At 59.9% G+C, this 23,434-nt stretch carries 24 protein-coding genes; 11 read left to right on the plus strand and 13 right to left on the minus strand.

The genetic code is table 11. The features are described 5' to 3' along the window. The 4 genes from ileS to ispH all read left to right on the plus strand — a co-directional run bounded on the left by ileS (position 1) and on the right by ispH (position 4,827). Entirely contained in the window at positions 1–2,832 is a 2,832-nt protein-coding gene (ileS, locus tag IFT47_RS16230) for an isoleucine--tRNA ligase (protein WP_192173397.1), read from the plus strand. Further along, positions 2,825–3,337 (plus strand): signal peptidase II, encoded by a 513-nt coding sequence (gene lspA / locus IFT47_RS16235; RefSeq protein ID WP_192173396.1) that lies wholly within the window; start codon positions 2,825–2,827, stop codon positions 3,335–3,337. The genes ileS and lspA overlap by 8 nt, the downstream gene beginning before the upstream one ends. Positions 3,338–3,344: 7 nt before the next feature. Next, positions 3,345–3,797, plus strand: a complete 453-nt coding sequence (gene fkpB / locus IFT47_RS16240; RefSeq protein ID WP_192173471.1) for an FKBP-type peptidyl-prolyl cis-trans isomerase — start codon at positions 3,345–3,347, stop codon at positions 3,795–3,797. Between the two features lie 82 nt (positions 3,798–3,879). Continuing rightward, positions 3,880–4,827 (plus strand): 4-hydroxy-3-methylbut-2-enyl diphosphate reductase, encoded by a 948-nt coding sequence (ispH, locus tag IFT47_RS16245; RefSeq protein WP_192173395.1) that lies wholly within the window; start codon positions 3,880–3,882, stop codon positions 4,825–4,827. Positions 4,828–4,848: 21 nt separating this feature from the next. Here the strand turns inward: ispH and IFT47_RS16250 are convergent, their stop codons facing one another. Then, complete coding sequence (locus IFT47_RS16250; protein WP_192173394.1) at positions 4,849–5,352, minus strand: GspH/FimT family pseudopilin; 504 nt, start codon at positions 5,350–5,352, stop codon at positions 4,849–4,851. Positions 5,353–5,535: 183 nt separating this feature from the next. On the opposite strand from IFT47_RS16250, the gene pilV (IFT47_RS16255) reads away from it, so the two are divergent. The 4 genes from pilV (IFT47_RS16255) to IFT47_RS16270 are packed head-to-tail and all read left to right on the plus strand — an operon-like array spanning position 5,536 to position 7,589. Further along, complete coding sequence (gene pilV, locus IFT47_RS16255; RefSeq protein WP_274605505.1) at positions 5,536–5,976, plus strand: type IV pilus modification protein PilV; 441 nt, start codon at positions 5,536–5,538, stop codon at positions 5,974–5,976. Then, complete coding sequence (locus tag IFT47_RS16260; protein ID WP_192173392.1) at positions 5,973–6,674, plus strand: PilW family protein; 702 nt, start codon at positions 5,973–5,975, stop codon at positions 6,672–6,674. The genes pilV (IFT47_RS16255) and IFT47_RS16260 overlap by 4 nt, the downstream gene beginning before the upstream one ends. Before the next feature lie 4 nt (positions 6,675–6,678). After that, a complete protein-coding gene (locus tag IFT47_RS16265; protein WP_192173391.1) occupies positions 6,679–7,170 on the plus strand; it encodes a pilus assembly PilX family protein in 492 nt (163 codons plus the stop codon). Then, on the plus strand, positions 7,167–7,589 hold the full coding sequence (locus tag IFT47_RS16270) for a type IV pilin protein (protein WP_192173390.1): 423 nt from the start codon (positions 7,167–7,169) through the stop codon (positions 7,587–7,589). The genes IFT47_RS16265 and IFT47_RS16270 overlap by 4 nt, the downstream gene beginning before the upstream one ends. 3 nt (positions 7,590–7,592) lie before the next feature. On the opposite strand, the gene IFT47_RS27885 is transcribed toward IFT47_RS16270, so the two are convergent. From IFT47_RS27885 to IFT47_RS16300, 6 genes are read right to left on the minus strand one after another with little or no spacing between them, the layout of a single operon-like run. Continuing rightward, positions 7,593–8,018 (minus strand): type IV pilin protein, encoded by a 426-nt coding sequence (locus tag IFT47_RS27885; RefSeq protein WP_342367043.1) that lies wholly within the window; start codon positions 8,016–8,018, stop codon positions 7,593–7,595. Further along, positions 8,015–12,376, minus strand: coding sequence for a pilus assembly protein (locus IFT47_RS16280; protein ID WP_192173388.1), 4,362 nt, complete (start codon positions 12,374–12,376; stop codon positions 8,015–8,017). Before IFT47_RS16280 ends, IFT47_RS27885 begins: the two co-directional genes overlap by 4 nt. Before the next feature lie 24 nt (positions 12,377–12,400). After that, positions 12,401–12,979, minus strand: coding sequence for a pilus assembly PilX family protein (locus IFT47_RS16285; RefSeq protein ID WP_192173387.1), 579 nt, complete (start codon positions 12,977–12,979; stop codon positions 12,401–12,403). Continuing rightward, on the minus strand, positions 12,976–13,776 hold the full coding sequence (locus IFT47_RS16290; RefSeq protein WP_192173386.1) for a PilW family protein: 801 nt from the start codon (positions 13,774–13,776) through the stop codon (positions 12,976–12,978). The genes IFT47_RS16285 and IFT47_RS16290 overlap by 4 nt, the downstream gene beginning before the upstream one ends. Then, entirely contained in the window at positions 13,773–14,315 is a 543-nt protein-coding gene (gene pilV, locus IFT47_RS16295; protein ID WP_192173385.1) for a type IV pilus modification protein PilV, read from the minus strand. Before pilV (IFT47_RS16295) ends, IFT47_RS16290 begins: the two co-directional genes overlap by 4 nt. Further along, positions 14,315–14,851 (minus strand): GspH/FimT family pseudopilin, encoded by a 537-nt coding sequence (locus IFT47_RS16300; RefSeq protein WP_192173384.1) that lies wholly within the window; start codon positions 14,849–14,851, stop codon positions 14,315–14,317. Before IFT47_RS16300 ends, pilV (IFT47_RS16295) begins: the two co-directional genes overlap by 1 nt. Positions 14,852–15,042: 191 nt before the next feature. On the opposite strand from IFT47_RS16300, the gene thiO reads away from it, so the two are divergent. Continuing rightward, positions 15,043–16,146: a glycine oxidase ThiO gene (gene thiO / locus IFT47_RS16305; protein ID WP_192173383.1), complete on the plus strand. Its 1,104-nt coding sequence runs from the start codon at positions 15,043–15,045 to the stop codon at positions 16,144–16,146. On the opposite strand, the gene IFT47_RS16310 is transcribed toward thiO, so the two are convergent. The 6 genes from IFT47_RS16310 to IFT47_RS16335 all read right to left on the minus strand — a co-directional run bounded on the left by IFT47_RS16310 (position 16,116) and on the right by IFT47_RS16335 (position 21,562). Beyond that, a complete protein-coding gene (locus tag IFT47_RS16310) occupies positions 16,116–16,562 on the minus strand; it encodes a hypothetical protein (protein ID WP_192173382.1) in 447 nt (148 codons plus the stop codon). The two genes, thiO and IFT47_RS16310, sit on opposite strands and share 31 nt — an antisense overlap. A 14-nt stretch (positions 16,563–16,576) precedes the next feature. Next, a complete protein-coding gene (locus IFT47_RS16315) occupies positions 16,577–17,146 on the minus strand; it encodes a nucleotidyltransferase domain-containing protein (protein WP_192173381.1) in 570 nt (189 codons plus the stop codon). 80 nt (positions 17,147–17,226) lie between these two features. Beyond that, positions 17,227–18,567 carry a sigma-54-dependent transcriptional regulator gene (locus IFT47_RS16320; RefSeq protein WP_192173380.1) on the minus strand — a complete coding sequence of 447 codons (1,341 nt, stop codon included), beginning with the start codon at positions 18,565–18,567 and terminating at the stop codon, positions 17,227–17,229. Between the two features lie 2 nt (positions 18,568–18,569). Then, complete coding sequence (locus IFT47_RS16325) at positions 18,570–20,162, minus strand: ATP-binding protein (protein WP_192173379.1); 1,593 nt, start codon at positions 20,160–20,162, stop codon at positions 18,570–18,572. Continuing rightward, positions 20,152–20,391, minus strand: coding sequence for a PP0621 family protein (locus IFT47_RS16330; RefSeq protein ID WP_274598112.1), 240 nt, complete (start codon positions 20,389–20,391; stop codon positions 20,152–20,154). Before IFT47_RS16330 ends, IFT47_RS16325 begins: the two co-directional genes overlap by 11 nt. A 148-nt stretch (positions 20,392–20,539) precedes the next feature. Next, complete coding sequence (locus tag IFT47_RS16335; RefSeq protein ID WP_192173378.1) at positions 20,540–21,562, minus strand: outer membrane protein assembly factor BamD; 1,023 nt, start codon at positions 21,560–21,562, stop codon at positions 20,540–20,542. A gap of 151 nt (positions 21,563–21,713) precedes the next feature. Here IFT47_RS16335 and rluD point away from each other — a divergent pair, with 151 nt between their 5' ends. Further along, positions 21,714–22,676 carry a 23S rRNA pseudouridine(1911/1915/1917) synthase RluD gene (gene rluD, locus IFT47_RS16340; protein ID WP_065987655.1) on the plus strand — a complete coding sequence of 321 codons (963 nt, stop codon included), beginning with the start codon at positions 21,714–21,716 and terminating at the stop codon, positions 22,674–22,676. Between the two features lie 8 nt (positions 22,677–22,684). Next, positions 22,685–23,413, plus strand: a complete 729-nt coding sequence (gene pgeF, locus IFT47_RS16345; RefSeq protein ID WP_192173469.1) for a peptidoglycan editing factor PgeF — start codon at positions 22,685–22,687, stop codon at positions 23,411–23,413. The last annotated feature ends 21 nt before the right edge of the window (positions 23,414–23,434 follow it).

The following is a 23,434-nucleotide window of genomic DNA, read 5'->3' on the forward strand; positions in this document are numbered from 1 at the left end:
ATGACCGACTACAAAGCCACGCTTAATCTTCCGGACACCGCCTTCCCGATGAAGGCCGGCCTGCCCCAGCGCGAGCCGCAAACTCTGCAGCGCTGGGACAGCATTGGCCTGTACCAGAAGCTGCGCGAAATTGGCAAGGATCGGCCCAAGTTCGTGCTGCACGACGGGCCTCCGTACGCCAACGGCAATATCCACATCGGTCATGCGGTCAACAAGATTCTCAAGGACATGATCGTTCGCTCGAAGACCCTTTCGGGGTTCGACGCGCCTTATGTTCCGGGCTGGGATTGCCACGGTCTGCCGATCGAGCACAAGGTCGAGGTCACCCACGGCAAAAACCTGCCTGCGGACAAGACCCGCGAACTGTGCCGTGCCTACGCGGCCGAGCAGATCGAAGGCCAGAAAGCCGAGTTTATTCGCCTGGGCGTACTCGGCGACTGGGACAACCCGTACCGCACCATGGACTTCGCCAACGAAGCCGGGGAAATCCGCGCGTTGGCCGAAATGGTCAAGAACGGCTTCGTCTTCAAGGGCCTGAAGCCGGTCAACTGGTGTTTCGACTGCGCCTCGGCATTGGCTGAAGCAGAAGTCGAATACCAGGACAAGAAATCGTCCACCATCGACGTGGCCTTCCCGGTTGCCGATGCCGACAAGCTCGCTGCCGCCTTCGGTCTGCCAAGCCTGAGCAAACCTGCTGCCATCGTGATCTGGACCACCACCCCGTGGACCATCCCGGCGAACCAGGCGCTCAACGTTCACCCGGAATTCACCTATGCGCTGGTCGATACCGGCGAGCGCCTGCTGGTGCTGGCTGAAGAGCTGGTAGAGTCCTGCCTGAAGCGCTGGAACCTCGAAGGTTCGGTGTTGGCGACGGCCGAGGGTTCGGCGCTTGAGCTGATCAATTTCCGTCATCCGTTCTACGATCGTCTGTCGCCCATCTATCTGGCCGACTACGTCGAGCTGGGCGCCGGTACCGGTGTGGTTCACTGCTCGCCGGCCTATGGCGTCGATGACTTCGTGATCTGCAAAGCCTACGGCCTGACCAATGACGACATCATCAGCCCGGTGCAGAGCAACGGCGTGTACAGCCCGTCGCTGGAGTTCTTTGGCGGCCAGTTCATCTTCAAGGCCAACCAGCCCATCATCGACAAGCTGACCGAAGTCGGCGCGTTGCTGCACACCGAAACCATCACCCACAGCTACATGCACTGCTGGCGCCACAAGACGCCGCTGATCTACCGCGCCACCGCGCAGTGGTTCGTGGGCATGGACAAGCAGCCAGCGTCGGGCGACACCCTGCGCAACCGCGCCGTGAAAGCCATCGAAGAAACCAAGTTCGTCCCGGCATGGGGGCAGGCGCGCCTGCACTCGATGATCGCCAACCGCCCTGACTGGTGCATCTCCCGTCAGCGCAACTGGGGTGTGCCGATCCCGTTTTTCCTGAACAAGGAAAGCGGCGAGCTGCACCCGCGCACCGTTGAGCTGATGGAAGAAGTCGCCCAGCGCGTCGAGCAGGAAGGCATCGAAGCCTGGTTCAAGATGGACGCGGCCGAGCTGTTGGGTGACGAAGCGCCGCAGTACGACAAGATATCCGACACCCTGGACGTCTGGTTCGATTCCGGCACCACGCACTGGCATGTGCTGCGCGGCTCACACCCGATGGGCCACGAAAGCGGTCCACGCGCCGACCTGTACCTGGAAGGCTCCGACCAGCACCGTGGCTGGTTCCACTCGTCGCTGCTGACCGGTTGCGCCATCGACAATCACGCGCCGTACCGTGAATTGCTCACCCATGGTTTTACCGTGGACGAGAACGGCCGCAAGATGTCCAAGTCGCTGGGCAACGTGATCGCACCGCAGAAAGTCAACGACACGCTGGGCGCCGACATTATGCGTCTGTGGGTTTCGGCGACCGATTACTCCGGCGAAATGGCCGTCTCGGACACCATCTTGCAGCGCAGCGCCGATGCGTACCGTCGCATCCGCAACACCGCGCGTTTCCTGCTCTCGAACCTGACCGGCTTCAACCCGGCCACCGACCTGCTGCCCGCCGAAGACATGCTCGCGCTGGATCGCTGGGCCGTGGATCGCGCGCTGCTGCTGCAACGTGAGCTGGAAGAGCATTACGGCGAGTACCGTTTCTGGAACGTCTATTCGAAGGTGCACAACTTCTGCGTGCAGGAGTTGGGCGGCTTCTACCTCGACATCATCAAGGATCGCCAGTACACCACCGGCGCCAACAGCAAGGCGCGTCGGTCCTGCCAGACCGCGCTGTTCCACATCTCCGAAGCGCTGGTTCGCTGGATCGCACCGATCCTGGCGTTTACCGCCGACGAGCTGTGGCAGTACTTTCCGGGCGAGCGTAACGAGTCGGTCATGCTCAACACCTGGTACCAGAACCTGAGCGAGCTGCCAGAAGGCTTCGAGCTGGACCGTGCCTACTGGGAGCGGATCATGGCGGTGAAGGTCGCGGTCAACAAGGAGATGGAGAACCTGCGCGCGGCCAAGGCCATCGGCGGCAACTTGCAGGCCGAAGTCACGCTGTACGCTGAAGACGCGCTGGTAGCGGATCTGTCCAAACTGAGCAACGAGCTGCGTTTCGTGCTCATCACCTCGACGGCCAGTGTCGCGCCTTTCGTCAGCGCGCCTGCCGATGCTGTGGTTACCGAAGTGGCCGGTCTGAAGCTCAAGGTCGTCAAATCCGGCCACGCCAAGTGCGCGCGCTGCTGGCATCACCGCGAGGACGTCGGGGTCAATCCTGAGCATCCGGAAATCTGCGGTCGTTGCGTCGACAACATCAGCGGTGCAGGCGAGGTTCGTCACTATGCCTAATGCATCGGCTGGCCGTATGGGCCGACTGGGTTGGTTGTGGCTGAGCGTGCTGGTGTTGGTCATTGACCAGGCCAGCAAGTTCTACTTCGAAAACCGTCTGGAGTTGTACGAGCAGATCGTCATCCTTCCTGACTACTTCAGCTGGATGCTGGCCTACAACACTGGCGCTGCGTTCAGCTTCCTGGCCGACAGTTCCGGCTGGCAGCGCTGGTTGTTTGCGCTGATTGCGGTCGTGGTGAGTGGGGTGCTGGTGGTCTGGCTCAAGCGCCTGGGGCGTGACGAAACCTGGCTGGCGATTGCCCTTGCCCTGATATTGGGTGGGGCGCTCGGCAATCTGTATGACCGAATCTTCATCGGCCATGTCATAGACTTTATCTTCGTGCATTGGAAAGAACACGGCTTCCCGGCCTTCAATGTCGCGGACAGCGCCATCACCGTTGGCGCGATCATGCTGGCTCTGGACATGTTCAAGAGCAAGAAAACCGGAGAAACCGTCAATGACTGATCAGTTGATGACCGAACAGGCTGCACAGGAAACACGCATCGGTCAGAACACGGAAGTCACCCTGCATTTCGCCCTGCACCTGGAAAACGGCGACACCGTCGACAGCACGTTCGACAAGGCCCCAGCGACCTTTAAGGTTGGCGATGGTAGCCTTCTTCCGGGCTTTGAAGCGCTGATCTTTGGCTTCAAAGCCGGCGACAAACGTACGCTTCAGGTGCCGCCGGAAAACGCGTTCGGTCAGCCGAACCCGCAGAATGTGCAGATCATGCCGCGCTCGCAGTTCCAGAACATGGAGCTGTCCGAAGGGCTGCTGGTGATATTCAACGATGCGGCGAATACCGAGCTGCCGGGTGTGGTGAAGGCGATTGATGATGATCAGGTCACCGTCGATTTCAACCACCCGCTGGCGGGCAAGACGTTGACCTTCGAAGTGGAAATTTTCGAGGTGAAGGCACTCTGAGCATCGCCAGAGCGCTTGGCCCCGGCACTGTTCGGGGCCTTTTCGTTTTTATGTTTCATTGCGCGTAGACACGAGGCACATCATGCAAATCAAACTCGCCAACCCACGAGGCTTCTGCGCCGGGGTGGACCGTGCGATCGAAATCGTCAATCGCGCGCTGGAAGTGTTTGGCCCGCCGATTTACGTGCGCCATGAAGTGGTTCATAACAAATTCGTCGTCGAAGACCTGCGCAGCCGTGGCGCGATCTTCGTCGAAGAGCTCGAGCAGGTGCCGGACGACGTCATCGTGATTTTCAGTGCCCACGGCGTGTCACAGGCGGTGCGCACCGAGGCGGCAGGTCGCGGTTTGAAGGTGTTCGACGCCACGTGTCCGCTGGTGACCAAAGTGCATATCGAGGTGGCGCGCTACAGCCGCGATGGCCGCGAGTGCATCCTCATCGGTCACGCCGGCCACCCGGAAGTCGAAGGCACGATGGGCCAGTACGACGCCAGCAATGGCGGCGCGATCTATCTGGTCGAAGACGAAGCGGACGTCGCCAAGCTGCAGGTCGGCAACCCCGAGAACCTGGCTTTCGTGACCCAGACGACGTTGTCGATGGACGACACCAGCCGTGTGATCGACGCCTTGCGCTCGCGATTCCCGGCCATTGGCGGTCCGCGTAAAGACGACATCTGCTACGCCACGCAAAACCGTCAGGATGCGGTAAAGGTTCTGGCCGATGAGTGTGACGTGGTGCTGGTGGTCGGCAGCCCGAACAGCTCCAACTCCAATCGCCTGCGCGAACTGGCTGAGCGCATGTCGACCCCGGCCTATTTGATTGATGGTGCCGAAGACATGCAGCGCAGCTGGTTCGACGGCGTGGGACGCATCGGCATTACCGCCGGTGCTTCGGCGCCCGAGGTGCTGGTGCGTGGCGTGATTGAGCAGTTGCACGCCTGGGGCGCGACCGGCGCGGACGAACTGGCCGGGCGCGAGGAAAACATCACCTTCTCGATGCCGAAGGAATTGCGCGTCAAGTCACTGCTGTAATCCGGTCATCCTGTCACCGCATCATGCGCAGGGCTCGCTGCCGAATCCCTCGGATCGCAGCGTGACCCTGCCAGTCACCGCGATCGCCAACTGATAGCGGCTGGCGGGTGCGTCTTTGAGGCACACCGCCAGGGTGCCGTTGGCGTTGTTCAGCAGCCGCCCCGTGTTATCAAAACCAATCCGCGCAGCTACTTTGCTGTTGCCGACGACCCTGACATTTCGGTGGCTGGCGAACTCGGCCAGAGAAAGCTCGCCCTCGTCCCTGAACTGGTTGCGGTTGCTGTCAACGAACACATTCCAGCCTCGGCTCCAGTCATTGTCCAGCGCCTGCATCACCACCGGCTGACTGCGCAGAATCGCCTCCGTGCGAGCCATTCGCAGCCCACTGGCCAGTTGCTGAGCCGTGTCCTGACGGCGTTGAGAATCGATCAGTTGCCCGAAGGCGGGGATCGCCAGCGTGGCGACGATGCCGACAATTACCAACCCTGCCAGCAGTTCAATCAGCGTCAATCCTTGCTGTTTCACGAGCGTCTTCCGTTGAATGCGGCGCTCAAGCAAACACCCGCTTGGCCGCGCTGACAACCGGGTCGATTGTCAGCCGGTATGTCCGAAAGCCGCCGTTACACATCCTCCGGGCAAACCGCCGCGCATCGGCTTCACTGGTGGCTGCACAGCGGATGGCAGAGGTGGACGATGCGAGGGAAGACGATGCAATCAGGGATGACATTGATCGAAGTGCTGGTCGCGTTGCTGATCTTCAGTGTCGGCATATTGGGCGTGGCGATGTTGCAGCTCAACGCCCTGAAATACACCGACAGCTCGATGCGCAGCATGCACGTCAGCTTCATCGCCCATGACCTGTTCGAGCGCATCCGCGCCAATCCGGGGACCAGTTACGCGCTGGCTTCGCTGAGTCAGGCGCCTACTTCCGGCAGTCTCGCCGTGCCCCGCCAGCAAGACCTGTACGACTTCGCGACGCAGTTGAAACGCGCAGTCGGTGACGATGCCGAGGCATCGATTGCGGTGGCGGGATCGCGCGTGAACCTTACATTGAAGTGGGACGATTCCCGTGCCAGCCAGGAGCTTGCGGACAAGCAAACACTTACGCTGACCGCCGATGTCGCTGCCGAGCGGGGCGCACGGCCATGAAAACTCTGGAGAAGGGCTTTGGCCTAATCGAAGTCATGTTGGCGCTGGTCCTGGGGTTGGTGATGTCGCTGGCCTTGGCGCAGATATTTATCAGTTCAAAGAGCAGCTATGCCAGTCAGACATCGTCCGCCAGCCTGCAGGAAGACGCACGATTCGTGCTCAGCAAAATGGTCCAGGAAGTGCAGCTGGTAGGGATGTTCGGCTGTTTGGGGAAGGTCGAAGACGCCAGCGTCAGTAATGGTTTCTCCAGGGCGTTTGAAGACCCCATCACGTGGGACGCCAATTCGCACACTCTGACCCTCGCCACGGCCGGAACCGGGGAGGGCGGCGGCTGGTCGACCTGGGTCATTCACACCGACTGCATTTCATCCGCCACTGCGTACTCCAACGGCAGGGCGCCTCGACTTGCCGTGGGTGAGACCGCTATGCCGATTCACCGGCAGGTCTATCGCTTCAACAAGGCGCGCAATGAGCTGTCGCTGAACGGCCAGCCTCTGGTCAGCAACGTGCGTGCGTTCAGCGTGTTGTTTGGCGTCGCCGGATCCATCAACGACCGCTCCATCTCGCGGTACGCCGCCACTGCCGAACCCTCCCTCATCCGCAGCGTGCGATTGACCCTGACCCTGTTCGACCCCGCAGGCCGGGCGCAGGAACAAACCGTCGACGTTGTCGCCGCCATCCGTAACCGGCTGGGGTGAGCGCATGAACATGAACGCACAACGTGGGGCGGTGTTGATCGTCAGTTTGGTGTTCCTGCTGTTGTTGACCCTGCTGGCAACATCGTCGATGCAAAACGCCACGCTCCAGGAAAAAGTGGCCGGCACGCTAAAGCTGCGCGATGCGTCGTTTCAGTCCGCCGAGACAGCGCTGCGCCTTGCGGAAGCGAAAATCGTGGCACCGGGGTTTTCCCTGCCAGCTTGTTCGTCGCCAGCCAAATGTGTGCCACCGCCTGAAGCGTTGACCCTTTCCAGCAGCGGAACGGGCGCGGCGTCGGGCGTGGATTGGGTCGCGACGCGAGGTGGTTTTTACGGCATTCAGCATGTTGGCCAAACCGACCAGCCGGCCGGAGGCGCAGACGGTCAGTTTTGGAACTTGTATCGCGTGACGGCTGTTGGCATCGAGGGCGACTCACGCACCGTGCTCGAAAGCATCCACACCCAGGAGCGTCGCGTGATGTGGCGGCAGCGGCAATGAACAGAGCAACCGCAGGCTTCACCCTGATTGAACTGCTGATTGCCATCGCCATCGTCGCGATTCTCGCCGCCGTCGCGTACCCGCAGTACAGCGAATACACCCGTAAAACTCGCCGCTCCGAGATCGCCGGGGTGCTGGTTGAAGAGGCGCAGAAGCTGGAGCGGTTTCATTCGCGGGCAGGGCAGTACTCGGACGTCAGCGGGCCGCCGGCGTTTAGTCATGAGGTGTCAGTGGGAAATGCATTTTATCGGATAGGGGCTGAGCGCAAGGAGCGGACATTTACGCTGACCGCGTCGCCGATTGGCGGGGGCCTGATGGGAGGCGATGCCTGCGGCAGCTTTGTGCTGGAACACACCGGCAGGCGCGACAACCTCGGGATGTCGGGGGCTGCCAGTGTGGCGGGGTGTTGGGGGCGGTGACGGCTATTTGAAACACTCAGCGGCGCCGGATGCTGATGTTTTGTTCCCGAGTTGGTCAATGGCCAACGAACCGCATGCATCTTGCATTTGCTGCCCCAGAGGGGCTGCGGTAAATGAATACGTCGTTGCTGTCGCAGCTACGCTCAACTGGTATTTGCCGGTTTGTGAGGCCGGCGTCGCGCTGGCGAAACCCAAAGCTGTGAGACTCGCCGAATAGCTATTGTTCTGCGCGTAATACCGCTCCATTCGCGCCACTGCGTCGTTGAGCATCACGATCCCTTCGGAGCGATAACCGCGCTGAACGTATTTGGTGTAGGACGGATACGCGATCGCGGCCAGGATAGCGACGATGGCGACGGTAATCATCAGCTCGATCAGCGTGAAGCCGCGTTCAGATCGTGTTACAGAATGCATTGAGTACAGCCTCATGGAGTGTATGGGATGAAGCGCCAGTTCTGACGGCCATTGAAAGCGGTTCCGGTGTTGACGGCAGTGGGTTCGCCGCTCGAGTCGGTGGCGTACTTGCTGCCGCCGATGCTGCCAACGTCCACACCCCCGGCACTGATGCTCATCCCGCTGACGACGGTGTCGTTGTAGTTGTCAGCGCTCGAGATCGTACCGTTGCGTCGAAGGTTGAACACGGTAAAGGTCGTGCGGCCTCCGGTGGTCGGGTTAAGGCCGTAAAGCCATCCGGTGACGCCCGGGCTGCATACGTCGGTGACAGGGGTCCTCGTCGATGCAAACAATACGCTGCCGCTGAGGACCAGCGGATCGACCAGCCGCTCACCCAGAAGCGTGTTGCCCACAGCAAGGTCGAGATACCAGCCCGACTTGGCGGTCCAGTCCACCGTGTTATTACTCACGATGCGGACATCGTTACTGGTGCCCGCAAAACTGACGTTATTGGCTTGGGACGTAATCGTCTGAGCCTGAAGGCTGCCCCGCGTCAACGTCGGCGTTGACGATGCTGCAGCGCCCACCGTTTGTTTATCCCAGATGCCGTACAGAGTCTGCAGGTCGGTGCTGGCCTTATCCGCCGTCGCGAAGTAGCGACCCGTTCCGAACAACACGATCGTTCCCGCTGCGGTCGGGTGGGCCACGACCGTAGGCGGCGCGGTAATGGACTGCACGGCGGCCCCTGCTGTATCGCTCGCGGTTGCGGTGTAGAGCGGTTTGTTGCCAAACGCTACTTTGTAGTTACTCGCTGTGGCGTTTGCCGTCAGCGAACTTGCGATCAGGTCAAAGCGCCACAGATTGCCAAGCAGGTCCCCGGCATACACGTAATCTGCATAGCCGTCGGCGTTTGCATCCAGCACCACGGGAGAAGACAGCCCGTTGTTGCCGGTCACCGAGGTGGTCAACTTGCTGATCGTGGCACCTGTGGCGGCATTGAGGATGAACAGTGATGCATTGCCGTTGTTGCCGCTGTAGCCATTGCCGACTATGACGCCCCATTCACCGGAGTGCAGCTTGGCGATGACAGGAACGGAAAAACTTGAGCCCAGATCCACGTCGTTCTGTGACGTGAACTCCCAGAGCAGGCTGATGCTGTCGGGATTGGTGACGTCCAGCGCAAAGATTTCCCGTCCTCCAGCACCCAGCGTGCCCACCAGAATCGTGTGCCAGGCGCTGCCAAAGTAAACGTCTGCGACGACCGGCGTGCTGTCGACGAAGAAACGGTGAAGGGCGGAGTTGGAGTTGTAGTCCTTGTTGGTCAACGCATTCAGGTTCGAGATCACTGCCGTGGGGATGAACGCGAATTTTTCGACGCCGGTCAGGGTGTCGAACGCATGCAGCATCCCGTCATTGGCACCGACGTAAACTTGCCCGCGTCGGGTGCTCTGGGTCGTCTGGAACGTTCCGTAGGCGCCGCTCTGTCCGTCGAGCGTATCGGCAACGGTAGCGTCATAGAGCGCTGTGTCCACCACCACTGGCGAGGAGTTGACCAGGTCACCGATGAGCGAGGCACGGCGGCGATAGGTGGAGGTCGCTTTACTAGTGTCGCCTTTCACGAAGTCCACTTGGTCAGACGTCAATGTCGTCTGCAAGTTGATGCCGGCGTAGGTACGGTTCGCCAGGTTGGCATAGGTGAACGCCTGCAGGCCGTTAGTGGTCGTGCCTGCCATCTGGATGTTGCGCGAACTCCATGTAGGCACTACCTGCGAGGCAGACCAGTTCTGTACGCTGCTGGTACTGCCGTCCGCTTTGTTGATCGTGGTAGTGGTCTTGATTAGGTCGCCGCTCCAGGTGGCGACATTGAGGCTGTTCAAATACGTCGCGGCCGCGTTGCTGGTGCCGAGCGCAGGGACCACTGCCGGTGTCGCCACCGAGTTATTGGTTTGCAGAATCTGGTTGAAGGCGGCGTCGAGCTGTTGCTTGAGCGTCGAAGCGTTGGTCACCAGGAAGTAATTGTTGGGTGTGCCCGATTTTGTCGAATCCCACTGTCCCGCCACCGGCAGGCTGCTGCTGGTGTTGGTCGGGCCGCCGAAGCCGCCCCACTTGGCCGCGTACCACAATGGATCCTGGAGGTTGGTGATGGAGGTCGTTGGCGAGGCAACGAATCTTCGCGTGTGAGTATCTCCGCGAGTCAAAGGAAGCACAGCCTGGTTTTGGTCTTTGCGTCCCGGCAGCAGGTCGGCCGTGTTGTTGCAGGTCGCGGTGGATGTCGCGCATGCACCGGGAAGTCTCGTACCGGGCGTGTCCAGCGAGTAGTGAAGGTTGCCGTTGGCCCCCCCTGTCACCTCCAGATAAATACCATCGGTGGTGGTGCCGGAAATGGTATAGCCCATGTGCGACTCGGCGCCCGATACCGAGTAGACGGTCTGCAGCGTCACATCCAGAGTGCCGAGGGCGTTGACCGCGACGGTATAGAGCACGATGGCGTCCATGTCGTAATCACAGCCCTGACCGCAGTCATCGAACACCACCCGGAAAACCGCCTGCGCCCGGCCGCCGTTGATATTGGCGTTGGTGGGCTGGCCTGTCATGTTGTACAGCGAATCGATATAAAAGCCGGTGATTTGCTCGGTAATGCCGCTGCTTGCCACTTTGCCAAATGGTACCAGCGTGATTGAGCCCGTACCGACGGGCATTTGAATCCGCGGTAGTGTCGATGAGAGCGCGATGGAAAATGTCTGGACCTTTTGGTTACCCAGTGACGTGATCGGGTTGGTATTGGCGAAATAAGCCACCGCTGCCGCGTTGAACGTGCCCTCTTTGGTGGGCTCTTCGGGCAATCCCCTGATGTCGCCCAGACTGGACGCCACTTTTGCAGTCGGCGCCTGATCGCTAGCGCTTAATGTCTGGCCGATGTTGATGTTTTTGCTGCCACCCACATCGGTGTTCCAGATTGTCTGCCCAAGGGCGCTAACATCCAGGTTTTTCAGCGCATCGGAACTGCCCGGGGCGGCGTTTATCGTGTATTTGCTGCCAGGCAAGTCGGAGTCATAACTAGGGGTGACGTCACTGAAAAGTGTCCCGAATGGTTTGGAACAGCTCGGATAGGTCGGCGGTGTGGCGGCTGCGTTCGGTGTCGCCGAGTAAGGGTTGCTCCACGTCGTGACGCTGGTCAGGCTCAAGCCACCGCTGGTGTCAGCATTCCCGGATTTATAGTTGGCAGTAGGCGTGGTCTCGCCACTGAAGTAGCGCATGGTCTCAAACATCATTTCGCCAAGCGGATTCCCCCAGTTTGGGCAGTTCGCGTTCGGCATCGGGGTCACGTAAATATTGCACCCGGTGGTACTGAGCCTCAGCCCGTCCAAGGTGCCGATGATCGCGCCTTTTACGTAGTTGCCATATCTGTCCTGTGTGCCAAAGATGCCGGTCGAGGCATCGATTTCGGCAGAGAAGCTGCCCATCGCTTTGCGGACCACGCCGCCCTGAATGTTGTTCTGGTAGGTTCCCGTCACAAGCCCGAAATACATCTGGTTGCCTTCACCGTAGTCGTGGAGGATGCCTGTGGGTTTGTAGGTACCATTGGGATAGAGCTTGCAATTGCTTTCGATAAAGCCCGATTTACAGACCTCGACCCGCACCTGATAGCTGGTGGGCGAAACATCTACGTCGCTGAAGCTGGTGTTGGTTGCCTTGGACCCGCCCTGGGTCACTTCCCGGGATACCCAGCCAAAGATGCGGATGTTCGACACGTTGGACAGCACACGCAGCAACGGCGCGCTGCTTTGCGTGTTGTTGGCGAAGAGCGTGTAGTTGCCCGCACTGGGATTCGACAGTGGCGTGTAATCCGACAGGTCGTAACCATCGATTGTACGGCTCGAATATTCCTTGCCCCACGTGTGTGCGTCGGTCGAAATATAGGCGCGGGTAAGAATGGTCTGCGAGGTGGTGTCCACCTCGCGATAGCCGCCATAGAGCACTTTACGCAGCGCATCAGCGCGTGAGGTCGTCAGGTAGTTAAGGTAATCGCCACTCCAGCTGCCTGGACATTTCTTCAGGTTGGCAACCGTTGTTTTTGACTGCGCCGAAAAGTAACCATTGTTGTAGCTGTAGCACGTGAGTGAGTCGAAATAGCCCAGGTAAGTGATTGAAGGCTTGTAACGAATATCGATTGAGCCGTCCCCGTCCAGATCCGAGGCGTCGTTATAGGCAGGGAAAAACAATTTATGGTCGCGGCCCACCACCAGCATGTTCAACGGCGGTACGGAGTTGTTCAGGAACAGCGGCAGCTGCGCGGGAACCTGGCTCACGGCAGCGTGCGCCAAGCCGAACGGCAGCAGGATCAGACAGGCCAGTGCAACGATGAAACTGCTGAGCGTGATTGGCTTATTCATGGTCGTTCACTGTCTGGCAGGCACTTAAGAGTCGGAAACGGCAAAAACCGTGCGAAGGATGACGCGTTGCGTGGTTGTGTCGCTGGAGCATCTGACGTTGGAAGCGCAGGCGGTGATTTCGTAATAGTGACGGCCGCAGTCTCTGGCCAGAAGCGCGCAATTATTCTGCGTCTGACCGTCCAGGAACTTCAGATCGGTTACATACCATTCAATCTCGACGTTATTGCCGGTGACCGGATTGTATTGATAAGTAGTAACCAGGTTGATATTGGCGATGTTGGCGGCGTTGAATGCCGGCAAATAGTCGCCATTTGTCAGGGTCGTCGGGATACGCATGCAGGGCTTGTTCGTATTGCCGGCGATCGCAGTGCATTGCCACTGGTTGATGCTCAGTTCACCGATTCGCAGCCCCGCTTCGGCGGCGTTGGTCAGGGTCTTCTGGAGCCTGAGGTTACCGGTGATCCGGGATTCGAGCGACACCCCCCGCATGCTGGAAAGTGCAAGCAACGTGATGATCAACAGCATCATCAACGCCACCAGAAGCGTGGCGCCGGTCTGGTTGCGGTGTTGCCAGCGCGCAAGTGTATTGATCGGGGGCTTCATGGCATCTGATTCCGGATCATGACGGTCCCCTGCACAATTTGATAAATACCTTTCGTATCGTTGTAACTGGTGCCATAGCGCCCGTTCCAGTCTTTCAAAGCGGGTGAAATATCGGTGGTAGAGTCGCGGATCGTTGGTGTGCCCGAGCTCTGCATCAACGCGCTGTAGCGCACCGCCGCAATGGTCCCGGTCGGCGCGGAGGTGCTGAATTTGCTGACAGCTTTCGGGTCAGAGGGGTCCGATCCATATTCAAAACGCAGATCCTGAACGCCGCTCACCAGTTGCTGAGTGGTGGCGCCGCTGGTGCATGTAATGGCCTTGCTGCCGGAATCGAAGACTATTTTCTCGACAATTTTCGGGCGTACTGTGGCCAGCACCGGCTTCGCCGAATAGGGCGTGGTGATGCTGTCTCTGTCCCCCGTCGCCAAAGCGGTTCCCTGACAAGTGACGTCGAGTTTGCTGGTGGCCTGATATTGAATGCACAAGGACGATTCGGATAGTGCTACGACGGAGGCACCCTGGGGGAAATTGCAGCCATTCATGGAATTGTCAGCGGGAATCTCTGCGCCGAGGCTGCTGCGGTACCCTGCCTTCAGCAGTTCCTGGCTCAGGATGGCCAAGGTAAATCGGCCGTTTTCCTGATTGCCCATCTGTGCCTGCTGGAATAGATAGGTCCGTTGGTTGCTGATGAAAATCTGAGTCACGCCGAGGATCAGAAATAGCCCGATGACCATCGCGACCATCAGCTCGATCAGTGACAGGCCTTCCTGCCGGTTAGGTAAGGCGTTCACTGTCATTTGATGCGTGTCCTCAAGCGGTAGGTGCAGGTGCCTGGCGTAGTGAGACTGGCGCCGGTCATGCAGTCCGCGGCGTTCTTGACCGTCCAGGCAACCTGAATCTCCAGGTCAACGTTCGTTGTGCTTGAGGTCGTGCAGGCCGATACGTCGCCTGGCGTGGGGGTCTTGCAGATGTAGAAGCTATTGGTGTCGGCGCTTGGCAACAGGGTGCGTGCACGTGATGCCCAGCAACCGATCTGCTCGGAAAGCGCTGAAGGTGACGGTGTGCAGTCCGCAGCGGGATCCGGAAACGCAGAGCCCGGCGCCTTCAGGCATGAGTTGGCGGTGGTGCAATCCGCGGGTGCGCTGCGAATGATTTCGACGAGATCGTCCACCAGCATGATCGCAGTATTGCGCTGGACAGAATCCTGAGTGTAGGGAATGGCCTTGCTTTGCAGGGCAACCATCCCAAGCACGCCCACCACAGTGATGAGCAGGCTGACCAGGACTTCGATCATGCTGAAACCCGCTGAACGACCGGGCGCGAAGCCAGCGTCCATCAGCACCCTCCAGGGCGCGTCGAGGCGGGAGGTGTTACCCGTCCGCTGGACTGCACGGAGATAAATTGCGGTGTAACGGAGGCGTCACTGGCGTATGAAACCTGGAAGCAGGTAGTCGCAGATGACGTGCCCGTCGGCGAGAAAGCAATGCTGCCCACTGCGGTAGCAATAGTGATACCGGCCTGCAGCCCAGAGGCGCCAATCTGTCTCAGCGTTTGCTGAGTCGTTTTAACCGAGAGATCCCCAGCCCAGTTGGCGCTACTGCTTCCGGGGGCAGCAATGGTCACAACCATGCTTCGGGTCACCGCTTCGCCCCGAGCGTATTGCAGCAGGTCATACAGCTCATCGGCCCCGGCCCTCACGTTACTTCGGTGAATCAAGCCAACGAAACTCGGCACCGCAATGGCCGCGAAAATACCGACGATTACCACGGTCACGATCAACTCGATCAACGTAAACCCGCCGCTCATGCCCTTGTCAGGACATTGCCAGCTGCGACGCGGATTCGGGCGCGTTAGACCAGAGCTGAGATCCATCAAGGAAATTCCATTTTTTGCGTTGAAATATGGTGATACTACGCAGCTCCGAAGTCGCTAAGTAGTAGATGTCCGGGAATTTTCGGCGGACCGGTGGCATACAGTATTTCTTCGGCCGCTTTCGCGTCAGGTTGATTGCTATCTGACGAGCGGACTGCGGCGCATATTATCCGTGGGTGGTTGGGTTCAGCATGTCCAGGCAACACATCATTATCATCGGCGGCGGCGTCATCGGCCTCCTGACCGCCTTCAACCTCGCCTCCAAAGTCCGAAGCGTAACGCTGATCGACCGTTCCGAAGTCGGTCAGGAATCCTCATGGGCCGGCGGCGGCATCGTGTCGCCGCTCTACCCGTGGCGCTACAGCCCGGCCGTAACGGCACTCTCGCACTGGTCCCAGGATTTTTACCCACAGCTCGCCGAGCGCTTGCTGGCAATGACCGGCATCGACCCGCAAGTACACAAGACTGGCCTTTACTGGCTGGATCTGGACGACGAAGCCGAGGCCCTCAAGTGGGCGGCGCTTATGAATCGTCCGCTGACATCGGTGGATATTTCTGCGGTGTACGACGCCGTTCCCGTCATGGGCGGCGGATATTCACGTGCGGTGCACATGGCCGACGTCGCCAACGTGCGCAACCCGCGCCTGGTCAAGTCGCTTAAGGCGGCACTGCTGGCGTTGTCCAATGTGGTGATTCGCGAGCACTGCCAGGTCATCGACTTTGTGCGCGAAGGTGATCGCGTACTGGGAGTCACGACAGACGAGGGCGATGTGCTCGGCGACAGCGTTGTGCTGGCGGCAGGCGCATGGAGCGGCGATCTGCTCGGCAAGCTGGGGCTGGCGCTGCCCGTCGAACCGGTTAAAGGGCAGATGATCCTCTACAAGTGCGCCGCCGACTTTCTGCCGAGCATGATCCTCGCCAAAGGCCGTTACGCCATCCCCCGGCGTGACGGACATATCCTCATCGGCAGCACGCTCGAACACGAAGGTTTTGATAAGACACCCACTGAAAATGCTCTGGAAAGCCTGAAAGCTTCGGCGATCGAACTGATCCCGGCTCTGGCGGATGCGCACGTGGTCGGGCACTGGGCAGGGCTGCGGCCGGGATCGCCTGACGGCATTCCTTTCATCGGCCCTGTGCCGAATCATCAAGGCTTGTGGCTCAACTGCGGCCACTACCGCAACGGCTTGGTGCTGGCGCCGGCGTCGTGTCAGTTACTGACGGATTTGCTGGTGGGGGAAAGGCCGATTATTGATGCGGCGCCTTATGCGCCAGAGGGGAGACTGAAACCATGAGCGGCCATCTCCGACGCCAGTAGGCCTCGAAGTGCTTCGGTACTCGTGAGTAGCTCCGCGAGCAGCGCATCATCGATATCCATGTAGCCTTCGTATTCAGCGAGGTTTCTGCGCTCGTGGCAAAGCGCAAAGAGCCTTACCCGCACTTTATCCAGATTCAGCGTGTGTGGAAGGCACTGAAACACGAGATAGCGGCGGTCTGACCGGTATCCTTTCAGGCGCATTGCCGCCAGCGCCAGTGCGTGTGCAGCGTTATAGGCCAGATCAAAACGGCTGGCGTATGAAAGCGCGGAATTATGAGCGTCCAACAGCCTATCAAGCGCCGAGCGGACCAGTCCGATACATTCGTTCTTGTCAGCAGGCTCGGCTTTCAATCCCCCGGTGCGTACCAAGTTCGCCAAAGGCTCGTTGCCCATTCCGTGGGTTCTCCCTAATCGCTTCCGATGATGTCGATCTTCTCCTGCTCTGCCACTCGGGTCACAAAGCTGTTGCCTGTGGCGAGCTTCGCTTTCCAGTCCGATGGCGTGTAGAGCGTCGGGTTGATGGGTCTGCCCAGCATCTCTTCGAGCGGGATCATACGCTCCATCACTTCGCTGTAGCTGACGCCTTCACCGATCAGCATCAGATCTATGTCGCTGGATGTGTTTGCGGTCCCTTTCGCAACCGAGCCGTAAATAAACGCTCGCTGAATCTGGTCTGCGAAAGGCAACAACTCCACTCGGAGGTGATCGGCGATGCCGAATGTTTTGCGCACAAGGCCAACCAGTTCGGGGTACACCGGACTTTCAGAATTCGCCTGATAATGGATTTGGTTGCCTTGGCGGGTTGCGGTCAGCAAACCTGCTGAGTGCAATTTCTCCAGCTCACGAGTTGTGCTGCCTTTGCCGACCTGGGCCCAGCGACTGATTTCGTTGGTATAGAAACTCCGCTCCGGATTGCCGAAGAGCAGGCCCAGCACTCGTTGCTGAGTCGTGGTGAAGAGCGCATCGCCGATGTTCATAGGGATTTGTCTGGATAAGTCTCAAAAAGGGAACGATAGGTCCCTTTTTGGGACTTATCAAGCCTACGTCGTCGAATTCATCACTCCAACCCCAACTTCTTCAACCGATAGCGCATCGACCTGAAGGTCAAATTCAAACGCTGCGCGGCCGCCGTGCGATTCCAGCGGGTTTCTTCCAGCGCTTGCAGGATGAGCTTGCGTTCGATGCTTTCCAGATAGTCTTCCAGATTATCGATGTCGGCCAGGCTCGGGCCGTCTTGCTCGGTGGGGCGTGACGGCTCGGCCAGGCGCAGGTCTGCGGTGTTGATCTGATCGTCTTCGCACAGCGTGTACGCCCGTTCGAGCATGTTTTCCAGCTCGCGCACATTGCCAGGAAAACGATAGCCCTTGAGCGCCGCCAGCGCATGGGGCGGGAGGAGGGTGGCAGGCTCGCCGGCGGATTCAGTCAGGCGACGCAGCACGCTGTTGGCGATCTCTTCGATGTCTTCGCGGCGCTCGCGCAAGGGCGGTACGCGGAGCTCGATGACGTTCAGCCGGTAGTACAAATCCTGACGGAAACGCCCGGCCGCCACTTCCTGATTGAGGTCCTTGTGGGTGGCACACAGCACGCGAACGTCCACCACTTGCTCCTGCTGGCCGCCGATGGCGCGAACGGATTTTTCCTGGATCGCGCGGAGCAGTTTCACTTGCATCGCCAGCGGCAGGTCAGCCACTTCATCGAGAAACAGGGTCCCGCCGTTCGCAACCTGAAACAGCCCGGGCTTGTCTTCGTGGGCGCCGGTGAAGCTGCCTTTGCGGTGCCCGAAGAATTCGCTTTCCATAAGCTCTGACGGGATTGCGCCACAGTTGACCGGCACGAACGGCTGTTCGGCGCGCGGGCCTTGCTCATGAATCAACCGGGCTACCAATTCTTTGCCGCTGCCCGATTCGCCACTGATGTAAATCGGCGCCTGGCTGCGGGCCAGTTTGGCGATTTGCTTGCGCAGCGCCTGCATCGGTGGCGAGCTGCCGAGCAGGCGGTTATCGATGCGGTTGTCTTCAGCAGGCGCAATACGCAGGCGCAGAGCGCTCGTCACCAACTCACGCAATCGCGTCAGGTCGACAGGCTTGGTCAGAAAATCGAACGCGCCGGCTTTCAGGGCATGGATCGCTGTGTCGAGGCTGCCGTGGGCGGTGATCATCGCCACCGGCACCTGGTTGTGGCGCTTTTGAATGTGCTGCACCAGCTCCAGGCCATTGCCATCGGGCAGGCGCATGTCGGTCAGGCACAGGTCGAACGCTTCGCGGGCCAGCCACTCTTGGGCTTCCTTGACGTTTCGCGCGCTGCGGGTGTCTAGCTTCATTCGTCCGAGCGTGATTTCCAGCAACTCACGAATGTCCGGCTCATCGTCGACGATCAGAATTTTTTGCCGTGGGCTCATGTTCAGCTCAGCTTGAACGGATGGGCGAAGGTAATTCGCATGCAGCTTCCGCCACCTTCCCGTGGTGTGTAATTGAGGCTCGCCTGATTGCTTTCGCACAGTTCGCGCGACAGGTACAGGCCCAGGCCGGTTCCTTTGCTTTCGGTGGTGAAGAAGGGCTCGAAGATTTTCGCGAGATGCTCTTCGGCAACGCCCGGCCCGTCGTCAAGAACTTCCAGCGTCGGCAGTTCGCTGAACGGTGCTTGAAACAACCTTAGCCAAACTTGCGCGTGTTCGTGCAGCTGGCCGCTATAGCGCAAACCGTTTTGCACCAGATTGCTCATCACTTGCTGCAACTGTTCCGCGTCCATCTGCGTACTGAGCACGCCTGCACCGATGTCCAGATGCACGCTTTGTCCCGCCGTCAGCTCATCGCCAAGGTTGCGGACGAACGCCTCGAGCCACTGCTTGAGGTCGAGCAGATGGGGCTCGGTCTGACGTCGACGAGACAACTGCAGAACGTTCTCGATCACCAGATTCATCCGCCGCGATTGATCGTGAATGATTTGACTGAGACGCCGGTCCGGAACGGTCAGTTCCTCGGATTCCAGCTGCAGTTGGGCGGCGTGACTGATGGCGCCCAGCGGGTTGCGGATCTCGTGGGCGATACCGGCGGTCAGTCTGCCCAGCGCGGCCAGTTTGAGCTGCTGGGCCTGTTGGGAAATCTGCGACAGGTCATCGAGAAATACCAACGTATGGCGATGACTGCCGCGCGCCAGGGCGATGAACCCCGGACGCAGCACCGGGCCAATGGCCGAGGTGGTGATGCTGCGCGGTGCCATGGACGGGTTGGCCATCCACTGACCCAGGCGCTCGACCAACTGCGGCGAGTAAACATCGATGATTTCGCCCAGCAGGCGCTCGTGGCCCAGCAGATTCAGCGCGCTCTGGTTGGCCAGCAGCACCTTGTGTTCTTCGTCGAGCACCAAAATGCCGGTCCGCATGCGCTGCAGGATCAATGCGTTGAGCTCTTCAAGGTTGTCGACGTCAGCGGCGCGGCGTTCGGCGATGTCTTCGCTGAGCTGCAGCCGGCGTGAGAGGGCCTGGACCAGCAGGGCCGCCGCAAAGCACAGGGCACCCAGCGAGCCGGCCTGCACGAAATGATTGGCGGCAGAGGGCTTGTGATAGCTGATGTAGAAGGTCAGGTAAATGATGCCGATGGCTGACAGCGCGGCAATCAGCAGCCCGGTTCGTTTGCGCAGCAGCACATTGCTGATCGCCACCGACGCAATGATCAGGTTGCCAATGCCGCTCGGCGCCCCGCCCCCGGCATAGAACAGTGCCGCCAGCATCAGCGTATCGGCCATGGCCAGGGAGAACAGTTGCCCCTGGCGGCTTGGGCGTTCGAGCAGCACCACGACGAGGATGTTGAACACCAGATACAGCCAACAGCCGATCCGGAACAGCTCGATATCGGCCAGCTCCAGCAGTTCGGCATCCAGGCTGCTGGAGATCAGCAGCACCAGCAGCACGCCGATGCTCAGACGATAGAGGTGATACAGCCGCAGGATGCGTTGTGCCTGAGGTGTCGTCAGCGAAAGGCTGTCAGCGGTCACGTGCAGCGGGACCCTGCAAACGGTGCGCTTCGGTGCAATACCATTTCTGGTTCTGGCTCAGCGCGCGATCTTGAGGGACGTGCACGCCACATTGCGCGCAACGCACCATGGGCGCAGCGTCGAGTTCAGGCGTTGCGGGTTTCGGGCGTGGGGCAGGGCCTTTGGTCAGGCGTTTGAAGAACCAGATGGCCGCCACGATCAGGGCGATCCACATAATCAAGCGAATCATGTCTGTCAGCTTATGAAGTGAAGAGCGCGCAGTGTAGCCAAGCGGGTGTCGGGCGCACAGTCATCTCCATCGCCGGATGCTGTCGGAAAACGGTCAGGCATGAAAAAAGGCCCCGAAGGGCCTTTTTCAGCTGACGCTTGGCAGGGAATCAGTCGAACAGGCCAAAGGTCATGTAGCTGAAGATCGAGCGGCTTTTCGGCGTGCCGTCGTCGTCATTGTTTTTCTTCTCTTCGTCAGCCGACTGGTTCTCAGGCAACAGGTCGGCAGGGATGGCTTCCTTGGCGTCCTGGTACTGCTTGATCACGTCCTGGTTGGCGCGGGTTTGTCCTGGCGGCAACGGCGGACGGCTTTCGATCAGGCCCAACGTCGCCTTGGACAGCCACGAGCGGTTGTCGGCTTCTGCCGTGCGCGCTTCGAACTTGCCGTCGACCAGTTGCGGGTGATCCGGGTAGTTGGTTTTCAGGACTTGCAGGCTGGTGTCAGCCAGGTCGTCCAGGTGCAGGCGCTGATAGGCCTCGACCATGACCGCCAGGCCGTCACCGACCGATGGGGTTTCCTGGAAGTTCTCAACCACGTAACGACCGCGGTTGGCGGCTGCGACGTAGGCCTGACGGGTCAGGTAGTAGTCGGCAACGTGTATCTCGTAGGCCGCCAGCAGGTTGCGCAGGTAAATCATGCGCTGCTTGGCGTCAGGGGCGTAGCGGCTGTTCGGGTAACGACTGGTCAGCTGAGCGAACTCGTTGTACGAATCGCGAGCGGCGCCCGGGTCACGCTTGGTCTGATCCAGCGGCAGGAAGCGGGCGATGATGCCGACGTCCTGGTCGAACGAGGTCAGGCCCTTGAGGTAATAGGCGTAGTCGACGTTCGGGTGTTGCGGGTGCAGACGAATGAAACGCTCGGCCGCCGATTTGGCAGCTTCCGGCTCGCCATTCTTGTAGTTGGCGTAGATCAGCTCGAGTTGCGCCTGGTCAGCGTAGCGACCGAACGGATAACGCGACTCCAGCGCCTTGAGCTTCTCGGTGGCGCTGTTATAGCTGTTGTTGTCCAGATCGGCCTGCGCCTGCTGGTACAGCTCGACTTCACTGAGGTTTTCGTCGATGACTTCTTTCTTCGAAGAACAGGCAACAGTAAGTCCGAGGATGGCTATCAGCAGCAGGTGTTTCACTTGCATGGCGGCTTGCGTCCCTATAACGGCCTGCTGTCTTGCGCAGGACCGTCCTGTTATGATGGGCGCCCCGTGGAACCCCCGGGACAAAAGACGCCGTATTTAACCACAAGCGCACAGCCGAAACCAAAGGCCAGTGCCACCTCCTAGTTTGAGCATGTCTGAGATCATAGAACTCCGCGCAGAGGTGCCGTCCGAATTGGGCGGTCAACGCCTCGACCAAGTCGCCGCCCAACTATTCGCAGAGCACTCGCGCTCGCGCCTTTCCGCCTGGATCAAAGACGGTCGCCTGACTGTGGACGGAGGCGCGTTGCGCCCGCGTGACATCGTGCATGGTGGCGCCGTTCTGCTCCTCAAAGCCGAGCAGGAAGCCCAGGGCGAGTGGATCGCGCAGGACATCGAGCTCGACATCGTCTACGAAGACGACCAGATCCTGGTGATCAACAAGCCGTCCGGTCTGGTTGTGCATCCGGCAGCGGGTCACGCCGACGGCACCCTGCTCAATGCCTTGCTGCACCATGTGCCGGACATCATCAATGTCCCGCGTGCCGGCATCGTGCACCGCCTGGACAAGGACACCACCGGCCTGATGGTGGTCGCCAAGACCATTCAGGCGCAGACGCAGTTGGTCACCCAACTTCAGAATCGCAGCGTTAGCCGCATTTATGAGTGCATCGTCATCGGCGTGGTGACCTCGGGCGGCAAGATCAACGCACCGATCGGTCGTCATGGTCAGCAGCGTCAGCGCATGGCGGTCATGGAAGGCGGCAAGCCTGCCGTCAGCCATTACCGGGTTCTGGAGCGTTTCCGTTCGCACACCCACGTGCGGGTCAAGCTGGAAACCGGGCGTACCCACCAGATCCGTGTGCACATGGCCCACATCAACTTCCCGCTGGTCGGCGACCCTGCCTACGGCGGTCGTTTCCGGATCCCGCCTGCGGCCAGTGTCACCATGGTCGAATCGCTGAAACATTTCCCGCGTCAGGCGCTGCATGCGCGTTTCCTTGAACTGGATCATCCGACGACCGGTAAGCGCATGAGCTGGGAATCGCCGCTGCCAGACGACTTTGTCTGGTTGCTGACGCTGCTCAAGCAAGACCGCGAAGCGTTCATCGGATGACTGAGAGCGTGACGGACTGGCTGATTCCCGACTGGCCTGCGCCGGCGGGTGTCGATGCGTGCGTCACGACGCGATCGGGCGGAGTCAGCGCGACGCCGTTCGACAGCTTCAATCTGGGTGATCACGTTAACGACGATCCAGCGACCGTTGCGCACAACCGTTCCGCACTCACCTCGCGCCTGAATATCCAGCCTGCATGGTTGAAGCAGGTTCATGGCGTCAACGTGGTCGAGGCCGCGCCGGCAGAAGTGCTTGAGGCTGATGCAAGTTGGAGCAAAACCCCGGGGGTGGCCTGCACCATCATGACGGCCGATTGCTTGCCGGCACTGTTCTGCAACAAAGCGGGCACTCAGGTCGCCGCTGCCCATGCGGGCTGGCGCGGTCTGGCGGCGGGCGTGCTTGAGGCGACGGTGGACAGTTTTGCCGATGCGCCCTCCGACATCCTGGTCTGGCTTGGCCCTGCCATCGGGCCGCAGGCATTCGAAGTCGGTCCCGAAGTGCGCGAAGCCTTCATGGCGACGCACCCCCAGACGGCCGATGCGTTCGTGCCGAGCGCCAACGCTGGCAAGTTCATGGCCGATATCTACCAGTTGGCTCGCCTGCGTCTGGCCGCCCACGGCGTGACAGCGGTGTATGGCGGCGGCCTCTCAACCTACAACGATGAGCGATTCTTCTCCTATCGCCGTGGCGCACGCACCGGACGGTTCGCCTCGCTTGTCTGGCTCGAAGCCCGGTAGCCTCCGCGCTCCCGCACTAAT

Source organism: Pseudomonas sp. CFBP 13711 (assembly GCF_014842265.1).
In the GTDB taxonomy this organism is placed as follows: domain Bacteria; phylum Pseudomonadota; class Gammaproteobacteria; order Pseudomonadales; family Pseudomonadaceae; genus Aquipseudomonas.

Coding starts and splice junctions, on each gene's coding strand:
- IFT47_RS16310 (WP_192173382.1), bottom strand. CDS start 16,562: ATGGGCAACGAGCCTTTGGCGAACTTGGTACGCACCGGGGGATTGAAA.
- IFT47_RS16320 (WP_192173380.1), bottom strand. CDS start 18,567: ATGAGCCCACGGCAAAAAATTCTGATCGTCGACGATGAGCCGGACATT.
- ileS (WP_192173397.1), top strand. CDS start 1: ATGACCGACTACAAAGCCACGCTTAATCTTCCGGACACCGCCTTCCCG.
- IFT47_RS16290 (WP_192173386.1), bottom strand. CDS start 13,776: ATGACAGTGAACGCCTTACCTAACCGGCAGGAAGGCCTGTCACTGATC.
- IFT47_RS27885 (WP_342367043.1), bottom strand. CDS start 8,018: ATGAGGCTGTACTCAATGCATTCTGTAACACGATCTGAACGCGGCTTC.
- IFT47_RS16315 (WP_192173381.1), bottom strand. CDS start 17,146: ATGAACATCGGCGATGCGCTCTTCACCACGACTCAGCAACGAGTGCTG.
- IFT47_RS16260 (WP_192173392.1), top strand. CDS start 5,973: ATGAAAACTCTGGAGAAGGGCTTTGGCCTAATCGAAGTCATGTTGGCG.
- ispH (WP_192173395.1), top strand. CDS start 3,880: ATGCAAATCAAACTCGCCAACCCACGAGGCTTCTGCGCCGGGGTGGAC.
- IFT47_RS16330 (WP_274598112.1), bottom strand. CDS start 20,391: ATGATTCGCTTGATTATGTGGATCGCCCTGATCGTGGCGGCCATCTGG.
- pilV (WP_274605505.1), top strand. CDS start 5,536: ATGCAATCAGGGATGACATTGATCGAAGTGCTGGTCGCGTTGCTGATC.
- IFT47_RS16270 (WP_192173390.1), top strand. CDS start 7,167: ATGAACAGAGCAACCGCAGGCTTCACCCTGATTGAACTGCTGATTGCC.
- IFT47_RS16285 (WP_192173387.1), bottom strand. CDS start 12,979: ATGAAGCCCCCGATCAATACACTTGCGCGCTGGCAACACCGCAACCAG.
- IFT47_RS16280 (WP_192173388.1), bottom strand. CDS start 12,376: ATGAATAAGCCAATCACGCTCAGCAGTTTCATCGTTGCACTGGCCTGT.
- IFT47_RS16300 (WP_192173384.1), bottom strand. CDS start 14,851: ATGGATCTCAGCTCTGGTCTAACGCGCCCGAATCCGCGTCGCAGCTGG.
- thiO (WP_192173383.1), top strand. CDS start 15,043: ATGTCCAGGCAACACATCATTATCATCGGCGGCGGCGTCATCGGCCTC.
- pilV (WP_192173385.1), bottom strand. CDS start 14,315: ATGGACGCTGGCTTCGCGCCCGGTCGTTCAGCGGGTTTCAGCATGATC.
- fkpB (WP_192173471.1), top strand. CDS start 3,345: ATGACCGAACAGGCTGCACAGGAAACACGCATCGGTCAGAACACGGAA.
- lspA (WP_192173396.1), top strand. CDS start 2,825: ATGCCTAATGCATCGGCTGGCCGTATGGGCCGACTGGGTTGGTTGTGG.
- IFT47_RS16335 (WP_192173378.1), bottom strand. CDS start 21,562: ATGCAAGTGAAACACCTGCTGCTGATAGCCATCCTCGGACTTACTGTT.
- rluD (WP_065987655.1), top strand. CDS start 21,714: ATGTCTGAGATCATAGAACTCCGCGCAGAGGTGCCGTCCGAATTGGGC.
- IFT47_RS16265 (WP_192173391.1), top strand. CDS start 6,679: ATGAACATGAACGCACAACGTGGGGCGGTGTTGATCGTCAGTTTGGTG.